At 53.9% G+C, this 22,499-nt stretch carries 19 protein-coding genes; 10 read left to right on the top strand and 9 right to left on the bottom strand.

Going from position 1 to position 22,499, the window contains the following annotated elements:
• Positions 1–18 precede the first annotated feature (18 nt).
• Complete coding sequence (locus JQR90_RS20635; RefSeq protein ID WP_010799074.1) at positions 19–927, bottom strand: LysR family transcriptional regulator; 909 nt, start codon at positions 925–927, stop codon at positions 19–21.
• Between the two features lie 254 nt (positions 928–1,181).
• Here JQR90_RS20635 and JQR90_RS20640 point away from each other — a divergent pair, with 254 nt between their 5' ends.
• On the top strand, positions 1,182–1,421 hold the full coding sequence (locus tag JQR90_RS20640; protein WP_010799075.1) for a TIGR02647 family protein: 240 nt from the start codon (positions 1,182–1,184) through the stop codon (positions 1,419–1,421).
• A gap of 126 nt (positions 1,422–1,547) precedes the next feature.
• Here the strand turns inward: JQR90_RS20640 and JQR90_RS20645 are convergent, their stop codons facing one another.
• The 4 genes from JQR90_RS20645 to JQR90_RS20660 all read right to left on the bottom strand — a co-directional run bounded on the left by JQR90_RS20645 (position 1,548) and on the right by JQR90_RS20660 (position 6,081).
• On the bottom strand, positions 1,548–2,324 hold the full coding sequence (locus JQR90_RS20645; protein WP_073449969.1) for a WbqC family protein: 777 nt from the start codon (positions 2,322–2,324) through the stop codon (positions 1,548–1,550).
• A 111-nt stretch (positions 2,325–2,435) separates the two neighbouring features.
• Positions 2,436–3,368 (bottom strand): glycosyltransferase, encoded by a 933-nt coding sequence (locus tag JQR90_RS20650; protein ID WP_010799077.1) that lies wholly within the window; start codon positions 3,366–3,368, stop codon positions 2,436–2,438.
• A 2-nt stretch (positions 3,369–3,370) separates the two neighbouring features.
• Positions 3,371–4,894, bottom strand: a complete 1,524-nt coding sequence (locus JQR90_RS20655; protein WP_371106394.1) for an oligosaccharide flippase family protein — start codon at positions 4,892–4,894, stop codon at positions 3,371–3,373.
• Complete coding sequence (locus JQR90_RS20660) at positions 4,891–6,081, bottom strand: DegT/DnrJ/EryC1/StrS family aminotransferase (protein WP_010799079.1); 1,191 nt, start codon at positions 6,079–6,081, stop codon at positions 4,891–4,893. The genes JQR90_RS20655 and JQR90_RS20660 overlap by 4 nt, the downstream gene beginning before the upstream one ends.
• Before the next feature lie 605 nt (positions 6,082–6,686).
• On the opposite strand from JQR90_RS20660, the gene JQR90_RS20665 reads away from it, so the two are divergent.
• Positions 6,687–7,517 carry a formyltransferase family protein gene (locus JQR90_RS20665; RefSeq protein ID WP_010799080.1) on the top strand — a complete coding sequence of 277 codons (831 nt, stop codon included), beginning with the start codon at positions 6,687–6,689 and terminating at the stop codon, positions 7,515–7,517.
• A 91-nt stretch (positions 7,518–7,608) separates the two neighbouring features.
• Here JQR90_RS20665 and JQR90_RS20670 read toward each other — a convergent pair whose 3' ends face one another.
• Positions 7,609–8,526, bottom strand: coding sequence for a LysR substrate-binding domain-containing protein (locus JQR90_RS20670; RefSeq protein WP_037031208.1), 918 nt, complete (start codon positions 8,524–8,526; stop codon positions 7,609–7,611).
• A 167-nt stretch (positions 8,527–8,693) separates the two neighbouring features.
• Between JQR90_RS20670 and JQR90_RS20675 the strand changes: the two genes are divergently transcribed.
• The 7 genes from JQR90_RS20675 to JQR90_RS20705 all read left to right on the top strand — a co-directional run bounded on the left by JQR90_RS20675 (position 8,694) and on the right by JQR90_RS20705 (position 15,838).
• A complete protein-coding gene (locus tag JQR90_RS20675) occupies positions 8,694–9,443 on the top strand; it encodes an SDR family NAD(P)-dependent oxidoreductase (protein ID WP_010799082.1) in 750 nt (249 codons plus the stop codon).
• Between the two features lie 108 nt (positions 9,444–9,551).
• Positions 9,552–10,850 carry an MFS transporter gene (locus tag JQR90_RS20680; RefSeq protein WP_010799083.1) on the top strand — a complete coding sequence of 433 codons (1,299 nt, stop codon included), beginning with the start codon at positions 9,552–9,554 and terminating at the stop codon, positions 10,848–10,850.
• Positions 10,851–10,871: 21 nt separating this feature from the next.
• Positions 10,872–11,717: a transketolase gene (locus tag JQR90_RS20685; protein ID WP_010799084.1), complete on the top strand. Its 846-nt coding sequence runs from the start codon at positions 10,872–10,874 to the stop codon at positions 11,715–11,717.
• Entirely contained in the window at positions 11,717–12,736 is a 1,020-nt protein-coding gene (locus tag JQR90_RS20690; protein ID WP_434140984.1) for a transketolase family protein, read from the top strand. The genes JQR90_RS20685 and JQR90_RS20690 overlap by 1 nt, the downstream gene beginning before the upstream one ends.
• Before the next feature lie 79 nt (positions 12,737–12,815).
• Complete coding sequence (locus tag JQR90_RS20695) at positions 12,816–13,763, top strand: alpha/beta hydrolase (protein ID WP_010799086.1); 948 nt, start codon at positions 12,816–12,818, stop codon at positions 13,761–13,763.
• Positions 13,764–14,015: 252 nt separating this feature from the next.
• On the top strand, positions 14,016–14,672 hold the full coding sequence (locus JQR90_RS20700; RefSeq protein ID WP_010799087.1) for a methyl-accepting chemotaxis protein: 657 nt from the start codon (positions 14,016–14,018) through the stop codon (positions 14,670–14,672).
• Between the two features lie 143 nt (positions 14,673–14,815).
• The gene (locus JQR90_RS20705) at positions 14,816–15,838 is read left to right on the top strand and encodes a serine hydrolase domain-containing protein (RefSeq protein WP_083603117.1); all 1,023 of its coding nucleotides are present in this window, start codon (positions 14,816–14,818) and stop codon (positions 15,836–15,838) included.
• Positions 15,839–15,906: 68 nt separating this feature from the next.
• Here JQR90_RS20705 and JQR90_RS20710 read toward each other — a convergent pair whose 3' ends face one another.
• The 3 genes from JQR90_RS20710 to JQR90_RS20720 all read right to left on the bottom strand — a co-directional run bounded on the left by JQR90_RS20710 (position 15,907) and on the right by JQR90_RS20720 (position 18,992).
• Positions 15,907–17,280 (bottom strand): GntP family permease, encoded by a 1,374-nt coding sequence (locus tag JQR90_RS20710; RefSeq protein WP_010799089.1) that lies wholly within the window; start codon positions 17,278–17,280, stop codon positions 15,907–15,909.
• A gap of 197 nt (positions 17,281–17,477) precedes the next feature.
• A complete protein-coding gene (locus tag JQR90_RS20715; protein WP_010799091.1) occupies positions 17,478–18,011 on the bottom strand; it encodes a gluconokinase in 534 nt (177 codons plus the stop codon).
• Between the two features lie 336 nt (positions 18,012–18,347).
• On the bottom strand, positions 18,348–18,992 hold the full coding sequence (locus JQR90_RS20720; RefSeq protein WP_434140987.1) for an SDR family NAD(P)-dependent oxidoreductase: 645 nt from the start codon (positions 18,990–18,992) through the stop codon (positions 18,348–18,350).
• A gap of 175 nt (positions 18,993–19,167) precedes the next feature.
• On the opposite strand from JQR90_RS20720, the gene JQR90_RS20725 reads away from it, so the two are divergent.
• Positions 19,168–22,443, top strand: coding sequence for a bifunctional diguanylate cyclase/phosphodiesterase (locus JQR90_RS20725; protein WP_051370269.1), 3,276 nt, complete (start codon positions 19,168–19,170; stop codon positions 22,441–22,443).
• Positions 22,444–22,499: the final 56 nt, after the last annotated feature.

The raw sequence follows: 22,499 nt of genomic DNA on the forward strand, positions 1-22,499 counted from the left end.
CGCGGACTATGGGCATACCTACACCGCCAGATGGTCCTTGAGGAAGTTGGCGAATGTCTGGACGGCTCGGGATGACTGACGATGCTGAGGGTAGACCGCATAGAAGGCTGAAGTGGGTGGCTGGTGCGCTTGTAAGACCGGCTGCAAACGCCCATCGTTGAGCGCGTCACTGACAATGAAAACCGGCAGATAGGCAATGCCAAGACCGGCCACCGCCGCGTCCCGGACAACTTCCCCGTTGTTGGTCCGCAGCTTGCCTTTCACGGGTACGCATACGAGCTGGCCCTGGGTTTGAAATTTCCACTCTACGCTTTTCACATGGCCGTAAAGCAAGCACTCATGGTGACGCAAATCATCCGGTGTTTCGGGGGTTGAGTGGCGCTCCAGGTACGCCGGGCTTGCGCAGGCCGTCATTGGAATGTCCATCAGACGCTTGGCGATAAGTGTAGAATCCTCCAGCATCCCGCCGCGGATCGCCATGTCATACCCCTCGGCCACCAGGTCTACTGCTCGATCATTAAGGTCCAGTTCCAGACTGATCAATGGATTCTCTTGCATGAACCTGGGCAACAGCGGGCTGACATGCAACGTACCAAACGTCATCGGGGCCGAAACACGTAAAGTCCCGCGAACGTTCACCCCCTGGCTGGATACCAACTCCTGCGTCTCGTTGACTTCATCCAGAATCCGAACGGCACGCTCATAAAGGGTCATGCCCAGGTCAGTAGGTTTCAGGCTGCGTGTCGTCCGGTTGAGCAGGCGTACACCCAGTTCCTCTTCCAGCGCCATGGTTCTTCGGCTGACGTACTGTTTGGAAAGCCCCAGCTTTTCTGCCGCAGCGGTAAAGCTCTGCTCGTTGATCGTAGTTACAAACAGCCTTAAATCCTCAAATTGCATGGCCTGAGTCTCTTCCTGGTTGACAGTCATTCCTAGTGTACTGGCTTTTTCCAGATCTGGATGACTATTAGGCTCCTTCCTGTCATCAAACGTGAGGGAAGCGCATCATGAACACCTTTTTGCATAGTGCGGTTTACGTTATGGCTTCAGCACTGGTGTTGTATATGGCCATAAGCGGATAACGGCATACCGCATGTGATTTAAAGTGAAACATTTTCTCAGGCAGGCTTTTTGAAGCAGGGCAGCTAGACTCAGAAAGAGGGTTACTTAAATAAGGACACGCCATGCCGTATACCCAAGAACTCATCGAAGAAATGAACCTTCTGGCTCGATATGACCTCAGCAACAGTCTGGCCGGTTTAAAGGTGCACCACGACGCCACGCAAGAAGTCCTGGCCGGTATCAAGCGACTTCATGAAAAGGGCCTGATCAGTCAAGTCGACGGTGGTTATCTGACAGGCTTGGGAAGGGATGCAGCAGAACACGCTCAGGTGTTGTTGACGATCTTAAACCCAACGGCGTGAGGACTGCAAAAAAGTCTTTCGTTACAGGGTAGTCTGAGTAAATCGTTATGATGGCAGGCTGCGGTATCGTATTGAAAACACAGTAGCCTGCCTATTGATACTGATACACCCGTCAAGTGATCGCGTCTATATGACTGCACACTCAGGCTGGATTGTATCAACCTCAACCTGTGAGTCCGAGTGTGCCACGCCCTCTATCAACGTATAGCGAGTAAGCAGTTCTTTTACAGACTCCGCTGAATTGAACATCAGCACGTCGATAATGGAAAGGGAAGGGACGAACTCAGCGGTAAGCTGAGGATAGGTCACTTCATCCATCTTGATGAAGCGCAATTGCAGCCCATGATCGGCGAAATAGTCAGGACAGTAGAGCGGGACGCCGCCTATTGAGTTGAGGTAGCAGGTGCCTTCTAACTGCTGAACGATCCGAATGATGCGGTCCTGCTTATCCATCGCCCGGGTATCCGCCAGTTCTGAAAGCATCAGGATGGGCGTCTCGATTTTCATATACCGGCACAGGGCTCGAATCGAGTTTTCGGCGAACCGCGCAAGGTTACGATCCGGATTGGCAAAGATGCTTTTGAGCAGCGCCAGGACTTCTGTTTTATAGGGGGCTTTCTTGTAGGTGTGCTCAAGCATGGTAAGCAGTGCGTCTGCTTCCTGGTCGAACGTCTCTGACAGCCAGCGCTCATTGATAGCGGCCCGGCGGCTGCCCTTACGCAGCGGAAAGGTAATCAGCTTGGGCTGACCATCGTGAGTTAATACCCGGTTGCGGTTCATCCAGGAGCCTTTGACGAACTGCAGGTCATCGACCAGCACAAAGACGTCACTGGCGGCGATCAACTGAAAGTAGCCCAGGTAAGGAAACAGGTAGGGCTGCATCATCGAAATCGTTTTAAGCATGGTGCTTCTCCTTGCACGGCATGACAGGAATCGGGTAGGCGTGCGTTCGCGTAAGCGTTCTTGGGCCAGAAGCGGTATTGCAGGGCAGCAATACCGCTGAGGAAAGTCTGATCATTTTCGAATGACCGAAGGAATAATGTTGGTGAAGGGTTTGAATAGAACCTTGCGGGCCAATTGCAGGAAGGCCTGAATGCGGTTGCGGTGGGTCATTACAATCAGAGACTGGCTGAATACCTGGGTCATGAAATATTCATACAGGTCTTGCTGGCCGATGCGCTGGTAGTAGCGGGCCAGGCTGTAGTAGGCGTGCAGGCTCATGGCGGTGCGGTGCTTTTGCGGACGCATCGACAAGACACCATTCTTGTGCACACGGTAGGCAGCCGGACGGATTTCTTTCATGTACTTGCCTTTGCCGTGAGCGCCCAGCAATGACCACCAGCACATGTCCTCCATACGCACACCGTGCAGCTCGGGCGGAAGGGCCTTGATCACATTGCGAAAGCAGACGGTGAGCGTAGAAAAGTACCGAGCCCGCAGCAGTTCCTGCTGACTTGCATCGCGCCGATGCAGTCCGGCCAGTTGAACGTTTCGGATGATGCCCTGCTCGTTGAACATATAGGCGTCGTGAAACGCCATCACATAGTCTTCATGGCGCTCAAGAAAGTCGACCTGCAGCTGTAGCTTGTGCGGGTCCGTCCAAAAATCATCACCTTCGCAAATGGCAATATAAGGGGTGTCCAGCGAGGCAAAGATTTTAGTAATGAACGGAACACCCAGGCTGTATTGGTTCTGCTGCTGGTAGATAGGCTTGATGATGGAGGGATAGCGTGCGGCATATTCCTGGATGATGGCTTGTGTTCCATCCGTCGAAGCGTCGTCATGCACGATGACCTCGAAGGGAAACCGCGTCTCCTGAATCAGAAAGCCCTCCAGCGTTTCTCGGATGAACGCCGCTTGGTTGAAGGTCAGGCAGACAACACTGACCAGCGGTTTCTCATCAGCACCCCAGTGCTCCCTGATGACCTGTTCGGTTCTTGCTTCCATGATTAAACGCTCGGGGTTTGATCCAAGAGATACGGTTTTGAAAATACGGCTTTGGCAGACACAAACACCAGCAGCAGACAGAGCAGTCCTCGTCCCGCCAGACCTATAAAGGTCTCGATCCGTTGGTTGCCATCCAGGGCTGGCAGCAGCCAGTCGCCTACCGCCAGGCCGAGGGCGGTCATGCCGGCTATACGCAAAAGGTCCGACAACCAAAGGAAGCTGAGGCCCGGTGAATACCGCTCATGAACGATATGAGGCCAGATGACCAGTGAGGCAAGGCTGACCGCAAACCATACCCCGGCAGCCCCTAGCGCGCCATGAGTCAGAATGGCATAAGCCATGAGCGGCACGCTGATGGCCGTTGAGCAGATACCAAACCAGACATGCATCCGCAGTTGGCCATGGGCATATTGCAGATAGAATTGAAACCCGCTCATGGCCAGTAACGCGCTGCCAAGGATGTACCAGACCAGGACAGGACCGCTCCAGAGCGCGGCCTCGGCGTTGCCTGTCCAGGCATGGAGAAGCGCTTGTCCATGAAAGGCGATCACACCAGCCATGGGAAACAGCACACTGCAAAACAGACGTGATACGTTCAGGTATAACGCCCGCATCTCAGTCATTCGGCCTTCTGCTGTCAGCATGGTCAGGCGTGGCAACAGCGTTTGTACAAGGGGATTGGTCAGCGACAGAATGCCGGTCGCGATCAGGGCAACTAAAGAGAAATAGCCGTATTCCTGCAACGTAAGCGCTTTGGAAAGCAGCACCTTATCCAACTGGGTTTGCAGCATCCACAGTACGGTGCTGAACGACATACCCAGGGCAAACGGTAAAACAGGCTTGACCAGCCGCCAGTGAAATCCGGTCAGGCGACGAGGACGGGGCATCAGATCATAGGCTCGGTGAGCAAAGGACAACGTTTCCAGCAGCCCTACGAGTGTTTGATAGAGAAAGAAGTGCAGGGGCTGTGCGCTGACATAGGTAATAAACAGCAGCGCGCCAAAATACCGGAGCGTTGCAAAAAAGACATTGATGCCGTTGAGCCAATGATGCTGCTCCATGCCTTGAATACCGCTCTTGTAGAGCGTGGCGTAAAGCTTCAGCACTATCATCAGCCCCATCAGGCTAATGCACTGCCCAATCATCACAGGATCGAGCTGGTTCGCCTGCAGCCACCCATGGGCTATGGCATTACTGCCCATATGAATAGCCAGGCCGGTCAGCACGGCTATCGGCAGGATAAGCAGCTCGAACGAGCGCAGCAGACGGCCGGAGGTGTATCGGCTGTGTTGCTGAGTGCCCCGAAAATGAGCGATCTGACGGGCAAGCGCGGGCGATAGTCCCGCATCCAACAGATAAAGCCACGCCTGCATGGCCGTAAAAAAACCGATCAGGCCATAGGCTTCGGCACCCATATGCCTGAGATAGAACGGCATGATCAGGATGCCGGCCAGCATTACATAGATCTGACCCAGGTAACTGAGCCCGGTGTTCTTGAGCATAAAACGTTTTAGGGAAGTGCTCACAGGGTGAACTTCTTGCACATGTTGGACAGAGGCAGGGCACTCATGGTGTTGAAAGTAAAGGCATCCTGGTAAGGCCCGGACGTCTCGCGCTGCGAGCGTACAAGTTGTCTGGCCTCGACTTCCCTGAGCACCGTTTCGATAACCGTGCGCTGCGACTCCCAAGTAAGTCCGGGAAAGATCGGCAGACAGAGCACGCGTTTACTCAAGCCTCTGGAAATCCATTGAGGCTGCTGCGGCTGAAGGTATTCAACGGTATCGAGAGAAGGGTAGAAGTAGCGGCGTGGATTGATCTGCCTTTCGTTAAGCTGACCTGTCACTCTGAGCAGCTCGCTTTCTTCCTGCAGAGCGATTGGAAAATAGCTGTAGTTACGTTCGCTACCCGGCTGCTGATGCTGAAGATCCAGATACCCTGCCAAGGCTAATTCATACCGGTGACCGATTTCAGCCCGTTCCTCTAAGATCAGATCAATATCGTCAAGAACACAGAGGCCCATTGCGGCAGAGAATTCGTTGAGCTTGGCGTTGATACCCGGACCACTCAATCGATTGCCTTCGGAGAAACCAAAGTTGGCAAGTTCACGGGCACGTTGAGCCAAATCATCATCATTGGTGACAATGGCGCCCCCTTCGATGGTATGGAAAACCTTGGTAGCGTGAAAACTCAAGGTACAGATATCGCCCCAGTTGGCAATCGATTCTCCCTTATAGCGAACGCCAAAGGCATGGGCGCCGTCGTAGATGGTTTTCAGACCGTTACGGTCAGCGATTGCCTGGATGCGCTCCACATCGCACGGATTACCGAATACATGGGTTGCGACAATGGCTGAGGTGTCCTTTTGTAGCCTGGCTTCGATCTGGCTGGGATCAAGGTTCCAGGTGACAGGATCGATATCTGAGAAAACCGGACGAATATGCTCCCACTGCAGTGTGCTACTGGTTGCAATGAAGCTGAACGGTGTTGTGATTGCGCTACCTTGAATACCCAAAGCACGGTAAGCGATCTGAAGGGCCAGGGTACCGTTGCTTGTAAGCACGATATTCCGTACGCCTAGATACTCTTTCAGACGCTGCTCAAGCTGACGAGTAAGAGGACCATGATTGGTAAAACAGCCTGAAGCATATATCTGATCTATATAAGACTGGAGTTTGACTTTGTTGCCAGGGAAAGGCTGCGTAACATTGATCATTTTGTTCCTCGTCCAATGAGCAGTTAAACCTTTAAAACGGGATTGATTACTATTTATAGATTTCTCAATGTCGCCTATCTATACGGATGGTCCCAAGCAAAAGCAGCATCCCATTACAGCGGTAGCCTGAATCGTGTCTTTTTGTGAAACACGTAATAGGAATAGCCTGAGATTAATTAAGTTCAAATGGCTGGTAAGAATATTTGGTTATTGTTTTGCGTAAGTGGCTCAGGGACGGTTATATAAAGCTTTTTACATACAGGTTCATTTACAGGCTTGCATTCAGGCTTACGTTCGCCTGTAGGCCTGTGTTGGCGGCGTATGTAAGATTCGGCGCTGGGAACAAGTAGAGTGTTGAAGCAGAGCGGTATTGAGCTTTTGATGCTTCGAGCATAGGAGGAAAACAAAAAAAGATACATTCTTTAATTATGAGAAATGGCTTGAAAATATTCAGGGTGAAAAAAAGTTAAACGTCCGTTTTAATATATAAATAATTAATCCTTTTACTATCCAGGTATTAATGCCTTTACAGCGCTTGTTGTATATCGGTACAGTCACCTGTTTAAAACTGCCAGCATATGGGCATGGCGATCAGGCAAGTACTTATGACGTATAAGATGGTTTTTTTGGGCAGTAATGCCGCTGTTCTAGATTATTTTTGTTGCAGTCAAGATTTTGAGGTTGTGGGTGTCATTTGCGAAAGTCAGCTTTTGAATGACGACCTTCTAACCTGTACCGTTCTAAGAAATATTCCACTCAGCGTAGCTTCTTCCCATAAGGACATCGAAACGGCCCTGGCAGGTGTTAATGACATTGACTTCTGCGTCATTTGTTATTTCAGTCGGATCATCAAGCCCAATCTGTTAAGCAGGTTCAACTTCTTCAATATCCACACAAGCTACCTGCCAACCTATAAGGGAAAGCACCCACTCTTTCATGCCATCGCGGCGGGAGAGAAGGAGATCGGTATATCGCTGCACAAGGTTACGGTGGCCGTTGATGAAGGCGCGATCATCTCCAGAGAAAAGGTCGCTTTTTATTATTGGATGAGCGAAAAGGATCTGTTGCAGGCACTCTTTGCGAAGACGCCTGTGCTTATGGGTGACCTTGTCCGTTATCTGAACGGTGAGTTGGAGCCCGTTCAAAACAGCGAGGGCTCTTACTATCCGCCCTTCGCGGCAGCCTCCATCATCATCAACGAAAGCATGTCTGCATCAGACATCCTTAATCTCTCAAGAAGCCAGGCATGCTACGCCGGTGTCCGTCTGGCGTACGGCAGTCAGTGGTTCAGGATTCGAACAATTACGGTTTCCCAGATGAGCTCCCTGGGTGATCATGAGGTTTTCGGGCGTCTGCTTATAAACGGGCAGCAACCTATCGGCATCCAGATTGATCACACCTACTGTCTTAAATTTGCAGATGTCACTGCCGAATAGCAGTTGTTGCACATGCCTGCATGGGCCGCCTATAGTGGCTGCCGGCGGCCCGTTCTCCAGTGGTGTAGGTGGATTTCATAACCCTGCTCATCTAGTAGCTGAAGTCATGACCAAGCTCCTGCTGCAGCCAGGCGAGAAAGCGCCTAACACGAGGAAAGTCCGAGTGGCTGCGGGGAAATACCAGATGGTGTGCGCTGACCGGGCTACAGAATTCAGCACCAAATACCGAGACGAGCTTGCCCTGTTCCAGATATTCACGTGCCAGCAGGGTGCTTTCCAGTGCGAAACCCAATCCATGGCTGGCCGCTTCGAGTGTCATGTAGGAACGGTCAAAGCTTAGTGAAAACGGAGCCTCGGGAAGTGAAAGACCTTGTTGGGCAAACCATTGAGGCCATTGGACCAGGGTTGCCTCAGACAGAATCAGATTGCATGTCAGCAAATCGTGAGGAGCCGCTATCGGCTGTTTCTGCAGCAGTGCTGGAGAAGCCATGACGGCTACATGCTCATGGCGAATCGTTCGTACTTCGAGCGTATTCCAGTTGGGTACGCCGTGGCGGATATCCAGATCGACCTTGTCCCGGCTGAAATGCAGCGCCTCGTAGGAGCATGACAGGTTGATCTGTATGTCAGGATGGCTGGCTTGAAAGGCTTCGAGGCGAGGCAGTAACCAAAGCAGGCCGAAGCTAGGTGAGGAGTGCAGGCGCAGGCAATCCTGACTGAGATCACTGCTGGCCCGCTGAGTGGCTGTTGCAAGCGTATCGAGGACTCCAGATACGTCTCTCAAGTATTGCTCGCCACAGGGCGTCAGCGTCACGCCTTTGGCTGTCCGCCGAAACAACGGACGGCCAATTAACGTTTCCAGATTGGCGATCTGATGGCTGACCGCGGAAGGCGTTAGATCCAGTTGTTCGGCCGCCCTAGCAACGTTACCCAGGCGCGCTGCCATTTCAAAGGCTTGGATGGCCTTGAAGGGCGGAAGCGATAATAGGCGGTTTCCTTCGCTGGACATTATGTCTGTTCCCTCCTGTGGATACTGAAGCGTGCCAACGCTCCATGCTGAATTTTTTTCAGCATAGAGTGACTTTTTCAGGATTGCCAGCGCACTGCGAACCAGGGAATCTGCACACAACGGCCCGCCTTGAGCCGAATCCATAAAAATAATTCAGGAGCAGTCTTATGCTACTCGAAGGCAAGATCGCCATTATCACCGGTGCAGCTTCAGAACGCGGTATCGGCAGAGCCACTGCCAGAACCTTTGCTGAGCACGGTGCCCGCGTCGTTATTCTCGATCTGGATGAGGCCGCCTCGGCTGCTGCTGCGGCGTCCCTGGGTACCGAACACTTGGGGCTTGCCGCTAACGTAGCGAATGAAGCTCAGGTCAAGAATGCGGTAGCCAAAGTGCTGGAGCAGTATGGTCGTATCGATATTCTGATAAACAATGCCGGTATTACTCAGCCTCTCAAGACATTGGATATCCAGCGTCAGGACTACGACAAGGTGCTGGACGTTAGCCTGCGCGGTACGCTCCTGATGTCCCAGGCGGTTATTCCTGCCATGCGCCAACAAAAGTCTGGCAGTATCGTGTGCCTGTCATCCGTCTCGGCCCAGCGCGGCGGCGGTATTTTTGGCGGTCCGCATTACAGCGCTGCCAAGGCAGGGGTGCTGGGTCTGGCCAAGGCGATGGCGCGTGAACTAGGACCAGACAACGTACGCGTCAACTCCATTACGCCCGGGCTTATCCAAACCGACATTACGGGTGGTCTGATGCATGACGAGCGCCGTCACGCCATCATCGAAGGCATTCCGCTGGGTCGTCTGGGCGAAGCCAAGGATGTCGCCAATGCTGCGTTGTTCCTGGCCAGCGATCTCTCCGGTTACCTGACCGGCACCACACTGGATGTGAATGGCGGGATGCTAATTCACTGACGTTTCAAGGACGAGCCTGCGGGTGGCTCGTCCCTCGTGCTGCCTCTGACGTTCCGGCGAGTCTCTGAAAACTCGTCCGGCCACTATAAGAACAAGAGATCAGACACCATGACGACACTTACCCTCGACGCGGTTGCGACCGCGCGTTCAAACGCCTATCGCAAGACAGCCTGGCGGTTGATGCCTTTTCTAATGCTCTGCTATCTCTGCGCCTACCTGGATCGGGTGAACGTCGGGTTTGCCAAGCTCCAGATGATGAATGACCTGGCCTTGAGCGAGGCGGTCTATGGGCTGGGCGCTGGGATGTTTTTCATCGGTTACTTCCTGTGCGAAGTCCCGAGCAACATCATTCTGCACAGGGTGGGTGCCCGGCGCTGGATCGCCCGGATCATGATTACCTGGGGCATCATCTCAGCCCTGTTTGCCTTTGTCGAAACGGCATGGCAATTCTATGTGCTTCGCTTCTTGCTGGGCATTGCCGAGGCAGGGCTAGCTCCGGGCCTGCTGCTTTACCTCACGTATTGGTTCCCGTCCTACCGCCGCGCCAAGATGACGGTACTGTGGTTTATCGCCATCCCATTGTCCGGCATGGTAGGCGGCCCGCTGTCCGGCTGGATCATGGAGCGTTTCGCCGGCGTGCACGGTTGGGCCGGTTGGCAGTGGATGTTTCTGATCGAAGCCGTTCCTACCGTTGTGGTCGGTTTGATGGTACTGAGTTACCTGAAGGATGGCGTCAAGGATGCCCATTGGCTGGATGACGATGAAAAGAAACTGATCAGCAGCGAACTGGCTGAAGATGAGCAGCACAAGGTCACCCATGCCTCGGCAGGTGCGTTTATCCGTGATCGTCGGCTCTGGCTGTTGGCATCCATCTACTTTTGTGTGGTGATGGGCCAGTATGCAATCACGTTCTGGCTACCTACCCTGGTACGCAACGCCGGTATCGCTGATCCCTTGCATATCGGCCTGCTGACAAGTTTGCCGTACTGCTGCGCCATTGTGGCGATGCTGCTGGCCGGCCGAAGCGGGGATCGACATCGTGAGCGTCGTTGGCATCTGGCTGTTCCCATGGTGGCCGGTGCGACAGGTCTGACACTCGCCGCGCTGCTGGGTGGTCATATCAGCGCCTCCATCCTGAGCCTTTGCCTCGCTGCTGCCGGTATTCTCTCTGCCTCTTCACTGTTCTGGATGCTGCCTACCAATCTGCTGGGTGGTGTTTCGGCTGCTGCCGGCATTGCCGCCGTCAATAGCTTCGCCAACCTGGCGGGCTTCTGCTCACCTTATCTGATCGGCTGGATCACCACGTCCACAGGCTCCAGTGCGATTGGCATGTACCTCATTACCGGTGTGCTGGCATTCGGGGCCCTGTTGGTCTTCCGTATCCCTGCTGCCTTGGTCAATCGTTGAGTTCAAGCAAGGAGTCATACCATGCAAACACAATCTGCTCCGACAGGCGCGCCCGATCTCGCGGAGCGCGCCTACAACATTCGCCGCCATGCCTTACGCATGGGGCAGGTGCAGGGTCAGGGCTATATCGGTCAGGCATTGGGGGCAGCCGATCTGCTCGCCGCTTCTTACTTCCATGCAATGCGTTATCAGCCGGAAAACCCCGAGTGGGAAGGGCGTGACCGTTTCTACCTGTCTATCGGTCATTACGCCATTGCGCTTTACGCCGCACTGATCGAGGCGGGCATCGTTCCCCTTGATGAACTGGAAACCTATGGTACCGATGACAGCCGTCTGCCGATGTCCGGCATGGCTGCCTACACCCCCGGTATGGAAATCACAGGCGGCTCTCTGGGACATGGCTTAGGGATTGCCGTAGGGGCGTGCCTGGGCCTCAAGCGCAAGCACTCCGAGGCGTTTGTTTACAACCTGCTTTCTGATGGCGAACTAAATGAGGGCTCTACCTGGGAGGCAGCAATGTCGGCGTCCCACTGGAAGCTCGATAACCTGATTGCCGTGATCGATGTAAACAACCAACAAGCCGACGGGCGTTCCAGTGAAATCCTGACGTTCGAGCCGATTGTCGATCGCTGGCAGGCCTTCGGCTGGTACACGCAACGGATCGACGGTAACGATCTCGGTGCGTTGGTAACAGCATTCGATAATGCCAGGCAACACACCGGCCCCCAGCCTCGCGTCATCATTTGCGACACACGCATGGGTAAGGGCGTGCCGTTCCTGGAAACACGTGACAAGACCCATTTCATTCGGGTGGACGAGGATGAATGGGAAAAAGCCCTGGAAGCCCTTGAAGTCGGGAGAGTCTAATGAATACGCCAACCTCTGCAACTGTAACGGCCGAACCGGCCAAGAAGCGCCTGACTACATCGGCGATGATCGCATCCATTGCCAGCGAGGGCCAACCCACACGCCCAGCCCCCTTTGGTCATGCATTAGCGGCGTTGGCCGAGCAACGCAAGGACATCGTCGGGCTCTCGGCTGACCTTGCCAAGTACACGGATCTGCATATCTTTGCCAAGGCGCATCCAGATCGATTCTATCAGATGGGCATGGCCGAGCAGCTTCTGATGAGCGCCGCTGCAGGAATGGCCCGTGAGGGATTTACGCCATTCGCGACCACCTATGCCGTATTCGCCTCCCGCCGCGCGTATGATTTCATCTGCATGGCCATCGCCGAGGAAAATCTCAACGTCAAGATCGTATGTGCCTTGCCGGGGCTCACTACAGGTTATGGCCCGAGCCATCAGGCCACCGATGACCTGGCGATCTTCCGCGCCATGCCCAATCTGATGGTTATCGATCCGTGTGACGCATTGGAGATTGAGCAGGCTGTACCCGCTATCGCAGCCCATAATGGCCCGGTATATATGCGTCTGCTGCGTGGCAACGTACCGCTCGTGCTGGATCGATTCGACTATAAGTTCGAAATCGGTAAGGCCAAGACGCTCTGTCCAGGTAAGGATGTGTTGATCATCTCGACAGGACTCATGACCATGCGTACAGTGGAGGCGGCTGATCGTCTCCGTGCCGACGGTATCGACGCGTCCATCCTTCATGTACCAACGATCAAGCCACTCGATGAACAGACCATCCTGGCGGAGGCCCGAAAGCCGGGGCGGCTTGTGGTAACAGTGGAAAACCATTCCATCATGGGCGGTCTGGGGGAGGCGGTCGCCAGCCTGCTCCTACGCAACGGTGTGACGCCGACGTTCAGGCAGATCGCGCTGCCGGATGCGTTTCTCGATGCTGGCGCGCTGCCTACTCTGCATGATCGCTACGGGATTTCCACCCAGGCGGTCGCAGCGCAGATCAAGGGTTGGCTGTAGTCGAAGCGACAAGGTGCGGATCACTGATTCTTACCTTGTCATTCTGTCTTCCTGGAATCCCTGACCGATATGCTCCCTTATGAAGACTCATGCTTTAGTTGATCCTGACTATCTGGCTTATGCCCAGCCACCCGGTGAGCCGTGGACCCAAGAAGCGCTACCTGCGATTCGCGATCGCCTGCGAGCCGGTTACCCGAGCCCGGCATTTCCCGGTTATGACCCAGTTGCCATTCCAGGTCCGAGTCTAGGCATCAGTCTTCAGCTATGTGTTTATCGACCTGAATCCAAGCTGCACACTAACCGACCGGCCATTTTGTACCTGCATGGAGGTGGTTTCGTCGTTGGCGACACGGCCATGGTTGACGATTACCTAACTGAGCTCGCCCAAGCATTGGGTGCAGTGGTCGTTGGCGTTGATTATCGCCTTGCGCCTGAAACGCCGTTTCCTGGGCCGCTGGAGGACTGTTATGCCGGTCTGGAATGGCTTTTCAAGCAAGCCGATACACTCCAGGTCGACAGGCATCGAGTATTAGTGATGGGGCATAGTGCTGGCGGAGGACTTGCCGCTGCACTGGCGCTCCTGGCACGCGACAGGGGCCGTTATCCTCTCGCCGGGCAGATGCTGATCTATCCCATGTTGGACTACCGAACCGGTACGGCAGAGGCACCTCTGTCGAATTCGAGTACGGGAGAATTCTACTGGACGGCAGAAGATAACCAGTTTGCCTGGAAATGCATGCAAGGCGCATATGAACTAAGCGCCAGCCAGATGGGTTATTTCTCGCCCGCATTGGCTGATGACCTGTCTGGTCTGCCGACTACGTTCATGGCAGTAGGCGCGCTGGATCTTTTCCTCGAAGAAGATGTGCAGTACGGTATGCGGCTTTCGCGTGCAGGTGTGCCACTGGAGCTTCATGTTTACCCGGGCGTATTCCATGGGTTTGACCGTTTTCCTGGCCAGCGCTCCGACACCTGCCGTGCCGACATAAGTGCCGCGCTCAAACGCATGCTGAAGGTATCTCTTTAATTACAGTCACCACAGCCGACCCTGTCGGCTGTGGTAATCAAGAAGCTGCGTCTGAATCTAGGACCAGCCTCCGAAGGAGAATAGCAATGAGCGACTTGCCGATCATTGATGCACACCATCATCTGTAAGATCTGGACGAGTATTACTATCCCTGTCTCCACGAGGGCGTAAAACCAAGCACGCAATCGACTCAGGCTGAACAGATGACCGCTGCGGTCAACGAAATGACGAAGGTGGGTGAGGTTGCGGACTATGGAGCCTCCGCAGCCCAAGCAACAGGCACAGGTAGAGCAGGGTAATACGCTGATCGTCAATGCAGGCAAGGCGGTTCAGGCATTGGGTAGGACTATGGAGCAAGCCACCAATACGGTACAGATGGTATCTACCAACAGTGCAGATATCGAGAAAATCGTGGCCGTCATTAAGTCAGTGGCTGAGCAGACCAACTTGCTGGCACTCAATGCGGCAATCGAGGCAGCACGGGCGGGAGAACATGGACGGGGCTTTGCAGTGGTAGCCGATGAGGTACGCTCACTCGCCACGCGCACTCAGGAATCCACCCGCGAAATTGAAAGCATGATTGCAACCCTACAGGAAGGCGCGGCTACCGCTGCCAAGGAAATGCAGTTAAGCCGAAGCATGGCGCGTGACACCGAGGTGCTGACAACGGATGCTGTTGCCGCGCTTCAAGGTATAAGCCTTGAGGTAGGCGCAATTAACAGCATGAACACTCAGATTGCCTCAGCGTCTGCACAGCAGAGCGTGGTGGCAGAAGAGGTAAGCACCGACCGTATTCATGGGGCAAGCCTGGAAACCTCAAAAGGCTCACAACATATCGCGGATGCCAGTCGTCAGCTTGCTGGCCTGGCAAGTCAGCTAGCGGATCGAGTCAGCGTCTTCCAAGTGTAATTTAGGTGACTGGATGGTTCAGGCTTCACAAGATGTTCTACTCTCATATAACGTCTGAATGAAATGCTACGTAACGAGTTTAAGGGCATGTTTGTCCGTTAATGACGGTCGGATTTGTCATTCAGGTCAGTGTGGTTCTGGTCATGCCTCCGATCCTTCCGCTTGTTCGGCGTTTGGCACGTTTCAGGTCTATGGGGCTTATTGTATTGTGCTGGGTGTCTATCAGCGCCTCTGCCAATCCCAACTTGTCCCAGGTACTGGATGGTGCTCAAGCACTTGGGCCACTGGAAACGGTGATTGTCAGCCACGATGGGCAGGTGATGGCTGAGCGCGGTTATCGAGGGCACCGCACGACTACACCCACCAACATCAAATCTGCCTCCAAGCTGGTGGTATCAGCGCTGATCGGTATCGCCATTGACAAGGGGATTCTCAAAGGGACTGATCAAACAATCGCTCCGCTGTTGTCAGAAGACCTTCCGGCAAAACCAGATTTGCGGCTGAAGGACATTACGATTGGCAATCTCCTGTCCATGCAGGCGGGACTGGCGTCTACCTCAGGGCCGAACTATGGGGCCTGGGTTGCTAGCAGAAACTGGGTGAAAGCTGCCCTGGCGCGTCCTTTTGAAAACGACCCTGGTGGTCCCATGATCTACTCTACCGGCTCAACTCACCTGCTTTCGGCTATTTTGACCCGACAAACCGGGCGCTCGACCTTGCAACTGGCCCAACTCTGGCTGAAACCTCTTGATGGTTTTGCCATTACCAGCTGGAGTCGCGATCCGCAGGGTATCTATATCGGTGGTAACGAAATGGCCATGAGTCCACGATCATTGCTGGCATTTGGCGAACTGTACCGGAGGAAGGGTGTAACCCAGGACGGTAGCCGTCTGATCTCATCCCGTTGGGTAGAAGAATCCTGGCAGGTTCGTACCTACTCACGCTATACCGGGGATGGTTATGGATATGGCTGGTTTGTTACGCGAATCGCGAACCAGGAGGTGTATTACGGCTGGGGATTCGGTGGGCAGATGCTGTATATCGTGCCCCGCCAGAAGTTGACGGTCGTCATGACCTCAGATGGTAGCGCCTCGGCTGCGCGCTCAGGGCATCGGGACGACTTGCACCGCTTGTTGGGCAGCATTATCGAGATTTACGCGCAGTAAGGCTTTACGACAAGACTGGGATAGTCTTCCGGACAGGTGGTTGCTCACCTGTCCGGTTTTACGCTCTGTCAGAGTATCAGGCTGCCTATCCAGGCCAGCACGAAAGCGATAGTACCAATGAGCGTTTCCATCACGGTCCAGGTCTTGAGCGTGGTTTTTTCGTCCATATCAAGGAAGCGACCCACCAGCCAGAAGCCAGAGTCGTTTACATGTGAGAGCACAGTAGCGCCGCCGGCAATCGCTACGACGATAAAGCACAGATCGAACTGGCTCAGTCCACCGGTTGCGGCTACGGTTGGTGCCATGAGTGCGGCTGCGGTTGTGAGGGCAACGGTTGCCGAACCTTGGGCTACCCGTAGCGCCGCCGAGATCACAAAGGCCGCAACGATTACCGGAAGTCCGGTATCTGCCAGCATCTGAGACAGTGCGTCGCCAATGCCACTTGTACGCAGCACACCACCAAACATGCCACCTGCGCCCGTCACCAGTACGATGGAGCAGATAGGGCCGAGTGCGCCGTCACATACTTTTTCCAGATGCTTACGGCTGTGTCGACCGCTAAAGACGATCAATGCAAAGAGCACGGTGATCAGCAAGGCCACTGGCGTCTTGCCCAGCATCCGCAGGAACTGGACCCATGTGCTTTTGCCATTGACTGTACCCATAACGCTCAAGGTATTCAGGCCGGTATCTAGAAAGATCAGGATCAAGGGCAACAACAGGATAGCAAGTACGGTAGAGAAGCGGGGCGGGGTAACTGTAGTATCACGGTCAGCATCGGTCAAAAAGCTTGCCGGAATACCAACATGAAATTTCTTGCCCGACCACAGGCCGAACAGATAAGCGCCAAAATACCAGGTAGGCAGCGCGATGATGGCTCCAACGATAACCAGCAAACCGATGTTTGCACCCAGAAGTTCTGCGGCAGCAACCGGGCCTGGGTGCGGCGGAACCAGCGCGTGCATGGCGGCAAATGCACCGGCCGCCGGTAACGCATAGCTCAGCGTAGAGCCGCCCAGACGCTTGGCCACACTGAAGATGATCGGCAGCATCACGATCAGCCCCGCATCAAAGAAGATGGGAAAGCCGAAAAGCAGCGATGCTACGCCAAGTGCGAAGGGCGCACGGTGTTCACCGAAGCGATTGATCAGGGTGTCGGAGAGAACCTGGGCACCGCCTGTAATCTCTAGAAGACGTCCGATCATGGCGCCCAAGCCAACCAGCAATGCCACCGAGGCAAGGGTATTACCAAAGCCGGTCAATAATGTCGGGACTACCTTGTCAAAAGGGATCTGCGTCGCGAGTGCTGTCAGGATACTTACCAGCACAAGCGCCAGAAAAGCATGGACCTTGAATCGCATAATCAAGAGGAGCAACAAAATTACAGCGCCTGCTGCTATGAGGAGCAATATACTGGCGCTGAGCGCAGTAGGTTCAGTCATGGTGGGCCACTTTCTATTGTTGTTGGTCGTTAGCGAAAGCCATACATGTGCGCGCCTGACGCCTGAGGACTACCAGAACGTCAACACCCTCGCTGCAACATGCAGTGAGGGTGAGGTAAGGAGCAAAGCCATACATGCCGGACATGTCGCCTCACATGTTATTGTTATAGATGAAGCGTTAACGGGAGTCCGGCCGGTCAGGCGCTTTTAACAGCCGCAAACGTATCGTTCCACCAGTCGGACGCCTGCTGGCTGATCACCTCGATGGGCAGTGTCGCGTCCACAACAAGGGTCGCGTCTTCCTGAAGAGGCGGCTCCAGCGCTGCAAACTGGCTATCCACCAGGCTTGCGGGCATGAAATGCCCAGGCCGGTTGGCAACACGCACGGCTGCGTCTTCACGGGTAAGATTCAGAAATACAAAGCCCAAGCCTGGAACAGCGGAACGGAGCTTGTCACGGTACTTCTGTTTGAGGGCGGAACAGGTGAGAACGGGCTTGATACCTGCGTTTACGGCATCAGCCATTTCCTGACCCAGGCGAGTCAGCCAGTCGGCGCGGTCTTCATCGGTGAGCGGAATGCCAGCACTCATCTTGGCGATGTTTGCAGCAGGATGAAACTGGTCACCTTCGATCAGGACGCCACCGCTGCGTTGAGCAATGGCCTCACCAATGCAGCTCTTACCGCAACCAGCCACGCCCATCACAACCAGGGCAGGGATATACGCATTCATAGGATTCTCCAGCCGAAGATAGCGCTATCTTTAATTAAGAAATCTGAACAGATAGCGGCTTCGTATGTTGTAGCTCTTGTTTGCCAGATGATGCATCTCGAAAACAATGACGATTAACTGCTTTAATTTTCGAGATAGCGCTAACTTAAGCATACCGCCCGGACTTGGCAAGCGCTTTTAGTGCCTAGGCCCCGCAAAAAACGTGGCGGGGTAAAGGCTGACGCCTGCTGAAGGATGAGTTGTTCGTTACCGTTTTGGGCTCATAAGGCCAGCGGTCTCAGCACCGTCAACGGTGAGCGTAGCGCCATTAATATAGCTTGATGCAGGCGACAGCAGCTAGTAGATCGCTTCGGCTACCTCTTGGGGCGAGCCCAGGCGGCCTGCGGGTATCCGTGAGGTAAGCGCAGCAAGATGAGCGGCATCCTGAATAACCTTGTCCATCATGCGCGTAGCGATCTGCCCAGGGCACACTGCGTTGAAGCGCACCTCTAAGCCATATTCCAACGCCAGCGCCTGGGTGAGTCCCAGCAGAGCGGCCTTGGTTGCACAGTATGCTGCAAGTCCTTGTTCACCCGTCTTGCCTGCAATGGAAGACACTGTAACGACCGCGCCATGTGCTGCCCGCAGGCCCGGAAGCGCATGCTTGATGTAGAAAAACACCGAGCGCGTGTTTACCGCGAAAAGATGATCCCAGGTGTCCTGAGTCATCGTGGCGAACTCACCACGGCTGGACATGCCGGCACTGTTGACCAGGCCGGACAGTCGGCCCTCTCCCAATGTCATTGCATGCGATACGACCTTTTGGCAGTCCTGCTCACTTAAGACATCGCCTGCCACGAAAACTGCTGTCTTCAGCCGTGTCTGCAGGGCTTTCCCTGCATTTTCGTCCCGGCCGGTAAAAACGACCTGATGCCCTTCAGCAACCAGTTTTTCAACCACCGCCGCGCCAATGCCCTGGGTGCCACCCGTTACGATAAACATGGTTTGCTCTCTACGTGGTTTCAGGGCGTGCCTGTTCTTAATCAAGTAAAGCGGGGAATCTCTAACGAACCAATGGCGGTGTATTGGCTCAGACCTATAACAAGCCAAGCCGTAGCCTATCGTGGAGCGGTTGTTGCTCTACCCGCATACTGACCTTCAGGCGTACCTTTTAATTATGGATCAAACGACCCAGCCTCTTGATCTTGCGCAGTGTGACAGGGAACCGATTCATATTCCCGGATCGATTCAGCCACACGGTATATTGCTTGCTATTGACCCTGATACCCAGACTATTCAACAAGTTGCCGGTGATACTGTGCGGTTTTTAACACGAAACCCTACTGACTTGCTGGGGCAGCCAGTCGATACGATTTTTGGGGCCGAGGCCGCGACGTCTCTTCTGACGCTCGAGCCTGATATGACTGAACCTTTATATTTAGGCTCGTTGTCGCCGGCAGGCAACCTTGGTATACCTGTAGATCTAACAGCACATATTTGCAATGGTGTGTTGTTTCTAGAGCTGGAGCCTTCCTCAGAGCATCAAATCACTGCGGCGCAGAGGGTCGGCGAGATCCATCGGGTTCTTACAATTTGGAGTGCCACAACCAGTCTGCACGCTCTGCTTAAGAGTGCAAGTGAGGAGTTTCGCCGCCTGACCGGGTTTGATCGGGTAATGATTTATCGGTTTCTAGAGGATGGGACTGGGCTTGTCGCATCTGAAGACAAGATCGATAGTCTTGACGCGCTCCTCAATCATCATTATCCCGCCTCCGACATTCCCAGGCAGGCGCGAGCGCTTTATCTTCGGAATCCCATCAGAACAATAGCGGATGCTGGGTATACACCTGCTCCGCTCATTCCGGTATTGAACCCCATTACAGGTCAGCCATTGGACATGAGCGGATGCAGCTTGCGCAGCGTTTCGCCCATTCATGTTCAATATCTTAAAAACCTGAACGTTACAGCCTCTATGTCCGTCTCGATAGTCGTGGATGGGCAACTATGGGGACTTGTCTCCTGCCATCATACCTCTCCCAAACGGGTCTCTTATGATATGCGCGAGACCTGTAAACTATTAGGGCAGACGCTGGGCCAATCGATTAAGGCGCATTTGGAAAAAGCGATTAACAATCAGGCGCAGCAATTGGCTTTTGCTCGTGAAGAGTTACTCAATAGGCTGACAGGGTTGTCTGCTGTTGAAGAAAGTATTCGGCGCTATTTGAAGGATGTTCAGCACCTTGTTCACGCAGAGGGTGCAGCACTGCTTCTTCACGGTAAGCTTACCCTACTGGGCAGTACGCCATCTGAGGAGCAGGCCCGAGCATTGATAGAGTGGCTTCTGGAGCCATCCATGCCGACTACCTTTGCGACCAAAAGACTTGTAGATCATTATGAGCCTGCAAAGGTGTATGCCACCCAGGCCAGCGGCTTACTGGCGGTTGTAATCTCGCACAGTCCTCCGTTTGTATTGCTATGGTTCAGGGCCGAGTATCTTGAAACCATTAATTGGGCAGGTAATCCCCATAAGCCAGTTGAGCCAGGTTCTACTCCTGGGCAGTTGACGCCGCGAAAGTCATTTGAAGACTGGAAAGAAACGGTTCGCTACCAAGCCAAGCCCTGGTCAAAGGCTGAAATAGATTCAGCCCGAAAGTTTGGCCGGGCGCTTCTTGATATGCGCATGAAAGACATGCTCCAAGGTCTGAACGGGCAGCTGCAGAAAATGCTGGTCGATAAGGAGGTTCTCCTTGCCAGGAAAGACTCGCTAACCAAAGAGGCGCAAGAGCACATTCAAACGCTGCATAAGCGTGAGGCCGAACTGAGTGCCATCCTGGAAAATACCAGTGACGGGTACATCTGTACGGATGAAAGGGGGGCTGTTACCGCCTGGAATCGCAAAGCCGAAGAGATCTTTCTCTGGAGTCGAGAAGAAGCAATAGGCGCGTCTATAGAGGATTTGATTATTCCGCCGATGATGCGTCAGGCTTATCGTGACGATTTGAAAGGCTTCCTCGCCACAGGAGAAAGTAACAATGTGGGCAAGGTTGTCGAACATTCGGCGTTGCGTAAGGATGGGATGCTGATTCCCGTCGAGACACGCATCACGGCGATCCAAATTGACAGCCGTACGATCTTCAGCGCCTTTGTACAGGATATTACGCCGCGCAAACTCCAGGAAAAAGCGCGATTAAGAGATGCTCAGGAGGACGCTCTGACGGGCCTGGCCAACCGGCGTATGATGTATCGCTTTCTCAAGGCGAGGTTGGAGGCCAAGCCTACCGCGGAGAATCCGCTTTGGCTCCTGTACCTTGATCTGGATGGTTTCAAACCCATAAACGATACCCTTGGGCACGCGGCTGGTGATCAGATGTTGGTTGAGGTTTCTCACCGGCTGAAACAATGTATGCGTGAGGATGATCTTGTCTCCCGTATTGGGGGCGATGAGTTCGTCATTGTAGCCAGCGGTCTGCCAAACCGGGCTTTTATTGAAAAACTCTGCGAGCGACTCCTTAATAGCCTGCGAAAGCCTGTGTTGATCAATAAGCATGAGGTGAGTGTAGGATGCAGCATGGGGATCGTTTCGGCGCCGGAGGATAGCTGTCAGGCTGACGATCTCTTGCGTTTTGCCGATATAGCGCTTTACGAAGCCAAAGCGTCAGGCCGGAACACGTGGCAGTTTTACACCTCACGGATGAGTAGTCGTCTTCTGGTTCGGCGGCAACTCGAGACGGATCTTAGACTAGCCTTACGTCGAGACGAATTGCGCTTGGAGTTTCAGCCCCGTTATAAGATACGAGGCGGTCATCTAACAGGGGCCGAAGCCTTGGTACGGTGGCAGCATCCTCTACGCGGCTATTTAAGCCCTGACCATTTTATTTCCATTGCGGAAGAAACCGGCCTAATCGTGCCATTGAGTGACTGGGTATTACGCAGGGCGTGCCTAGAGGCTACGCGGTGGCAGGACTCGGCCTTTGTCTCGGTCAATCTTTCACCGATAGAATTCAAGCGCAGTGACTTGGTAGCTCGCATACACGCGGTTCTAGAGGAAACCGGGCTTGCGCCTGAGCGCCTGGAGCTTGAGATTACCGAAAGCGTTATGCTTGATAACACCAACGATGCTTTGGCTATTATGCGAGCACTCAAGGAGCTAGGCGTTAGGCTAGCCATGGATGATTTTGGCACCGGCTACTCGTCATTAAGCTATGTCCATACTTATCCCTTCGACGGCATCAAGATCGACCGTAGCTTTATTGCCGCGTTGGATGGCTCGTCTAGTGGCGAGGCGATCATCGAAGCCATTATTGGTTTGGGTCGTGCTTTATCGCTCACTGTTACGGCTGAAGGCGTTGAAACCCAGGAACAGCTTGAATTATTGACTCGGCTTAATTGCCATCAGGCACAAGGGTTTTATTTAGGCCGCCCCGCGCAGGGTGATCTGCTTATGACTCACTAGCATGATTTGTAGATACGCAACTTCCCTGGTACCGCGGGGGCCTGGTTAAAGCAGCA

Origin of the sequence: Pseudomonas sp. JZ114, from assembly GCF_051027705.1 — a bacterium.
GTDB classification, from domain to species: domain Bacteria; phylum Pseudomonadota; class Gammaproteobacteria; order Pseudomonadales; family Pseudomonadaceae; genus Chryseomonas; species Chryseomonas luteola.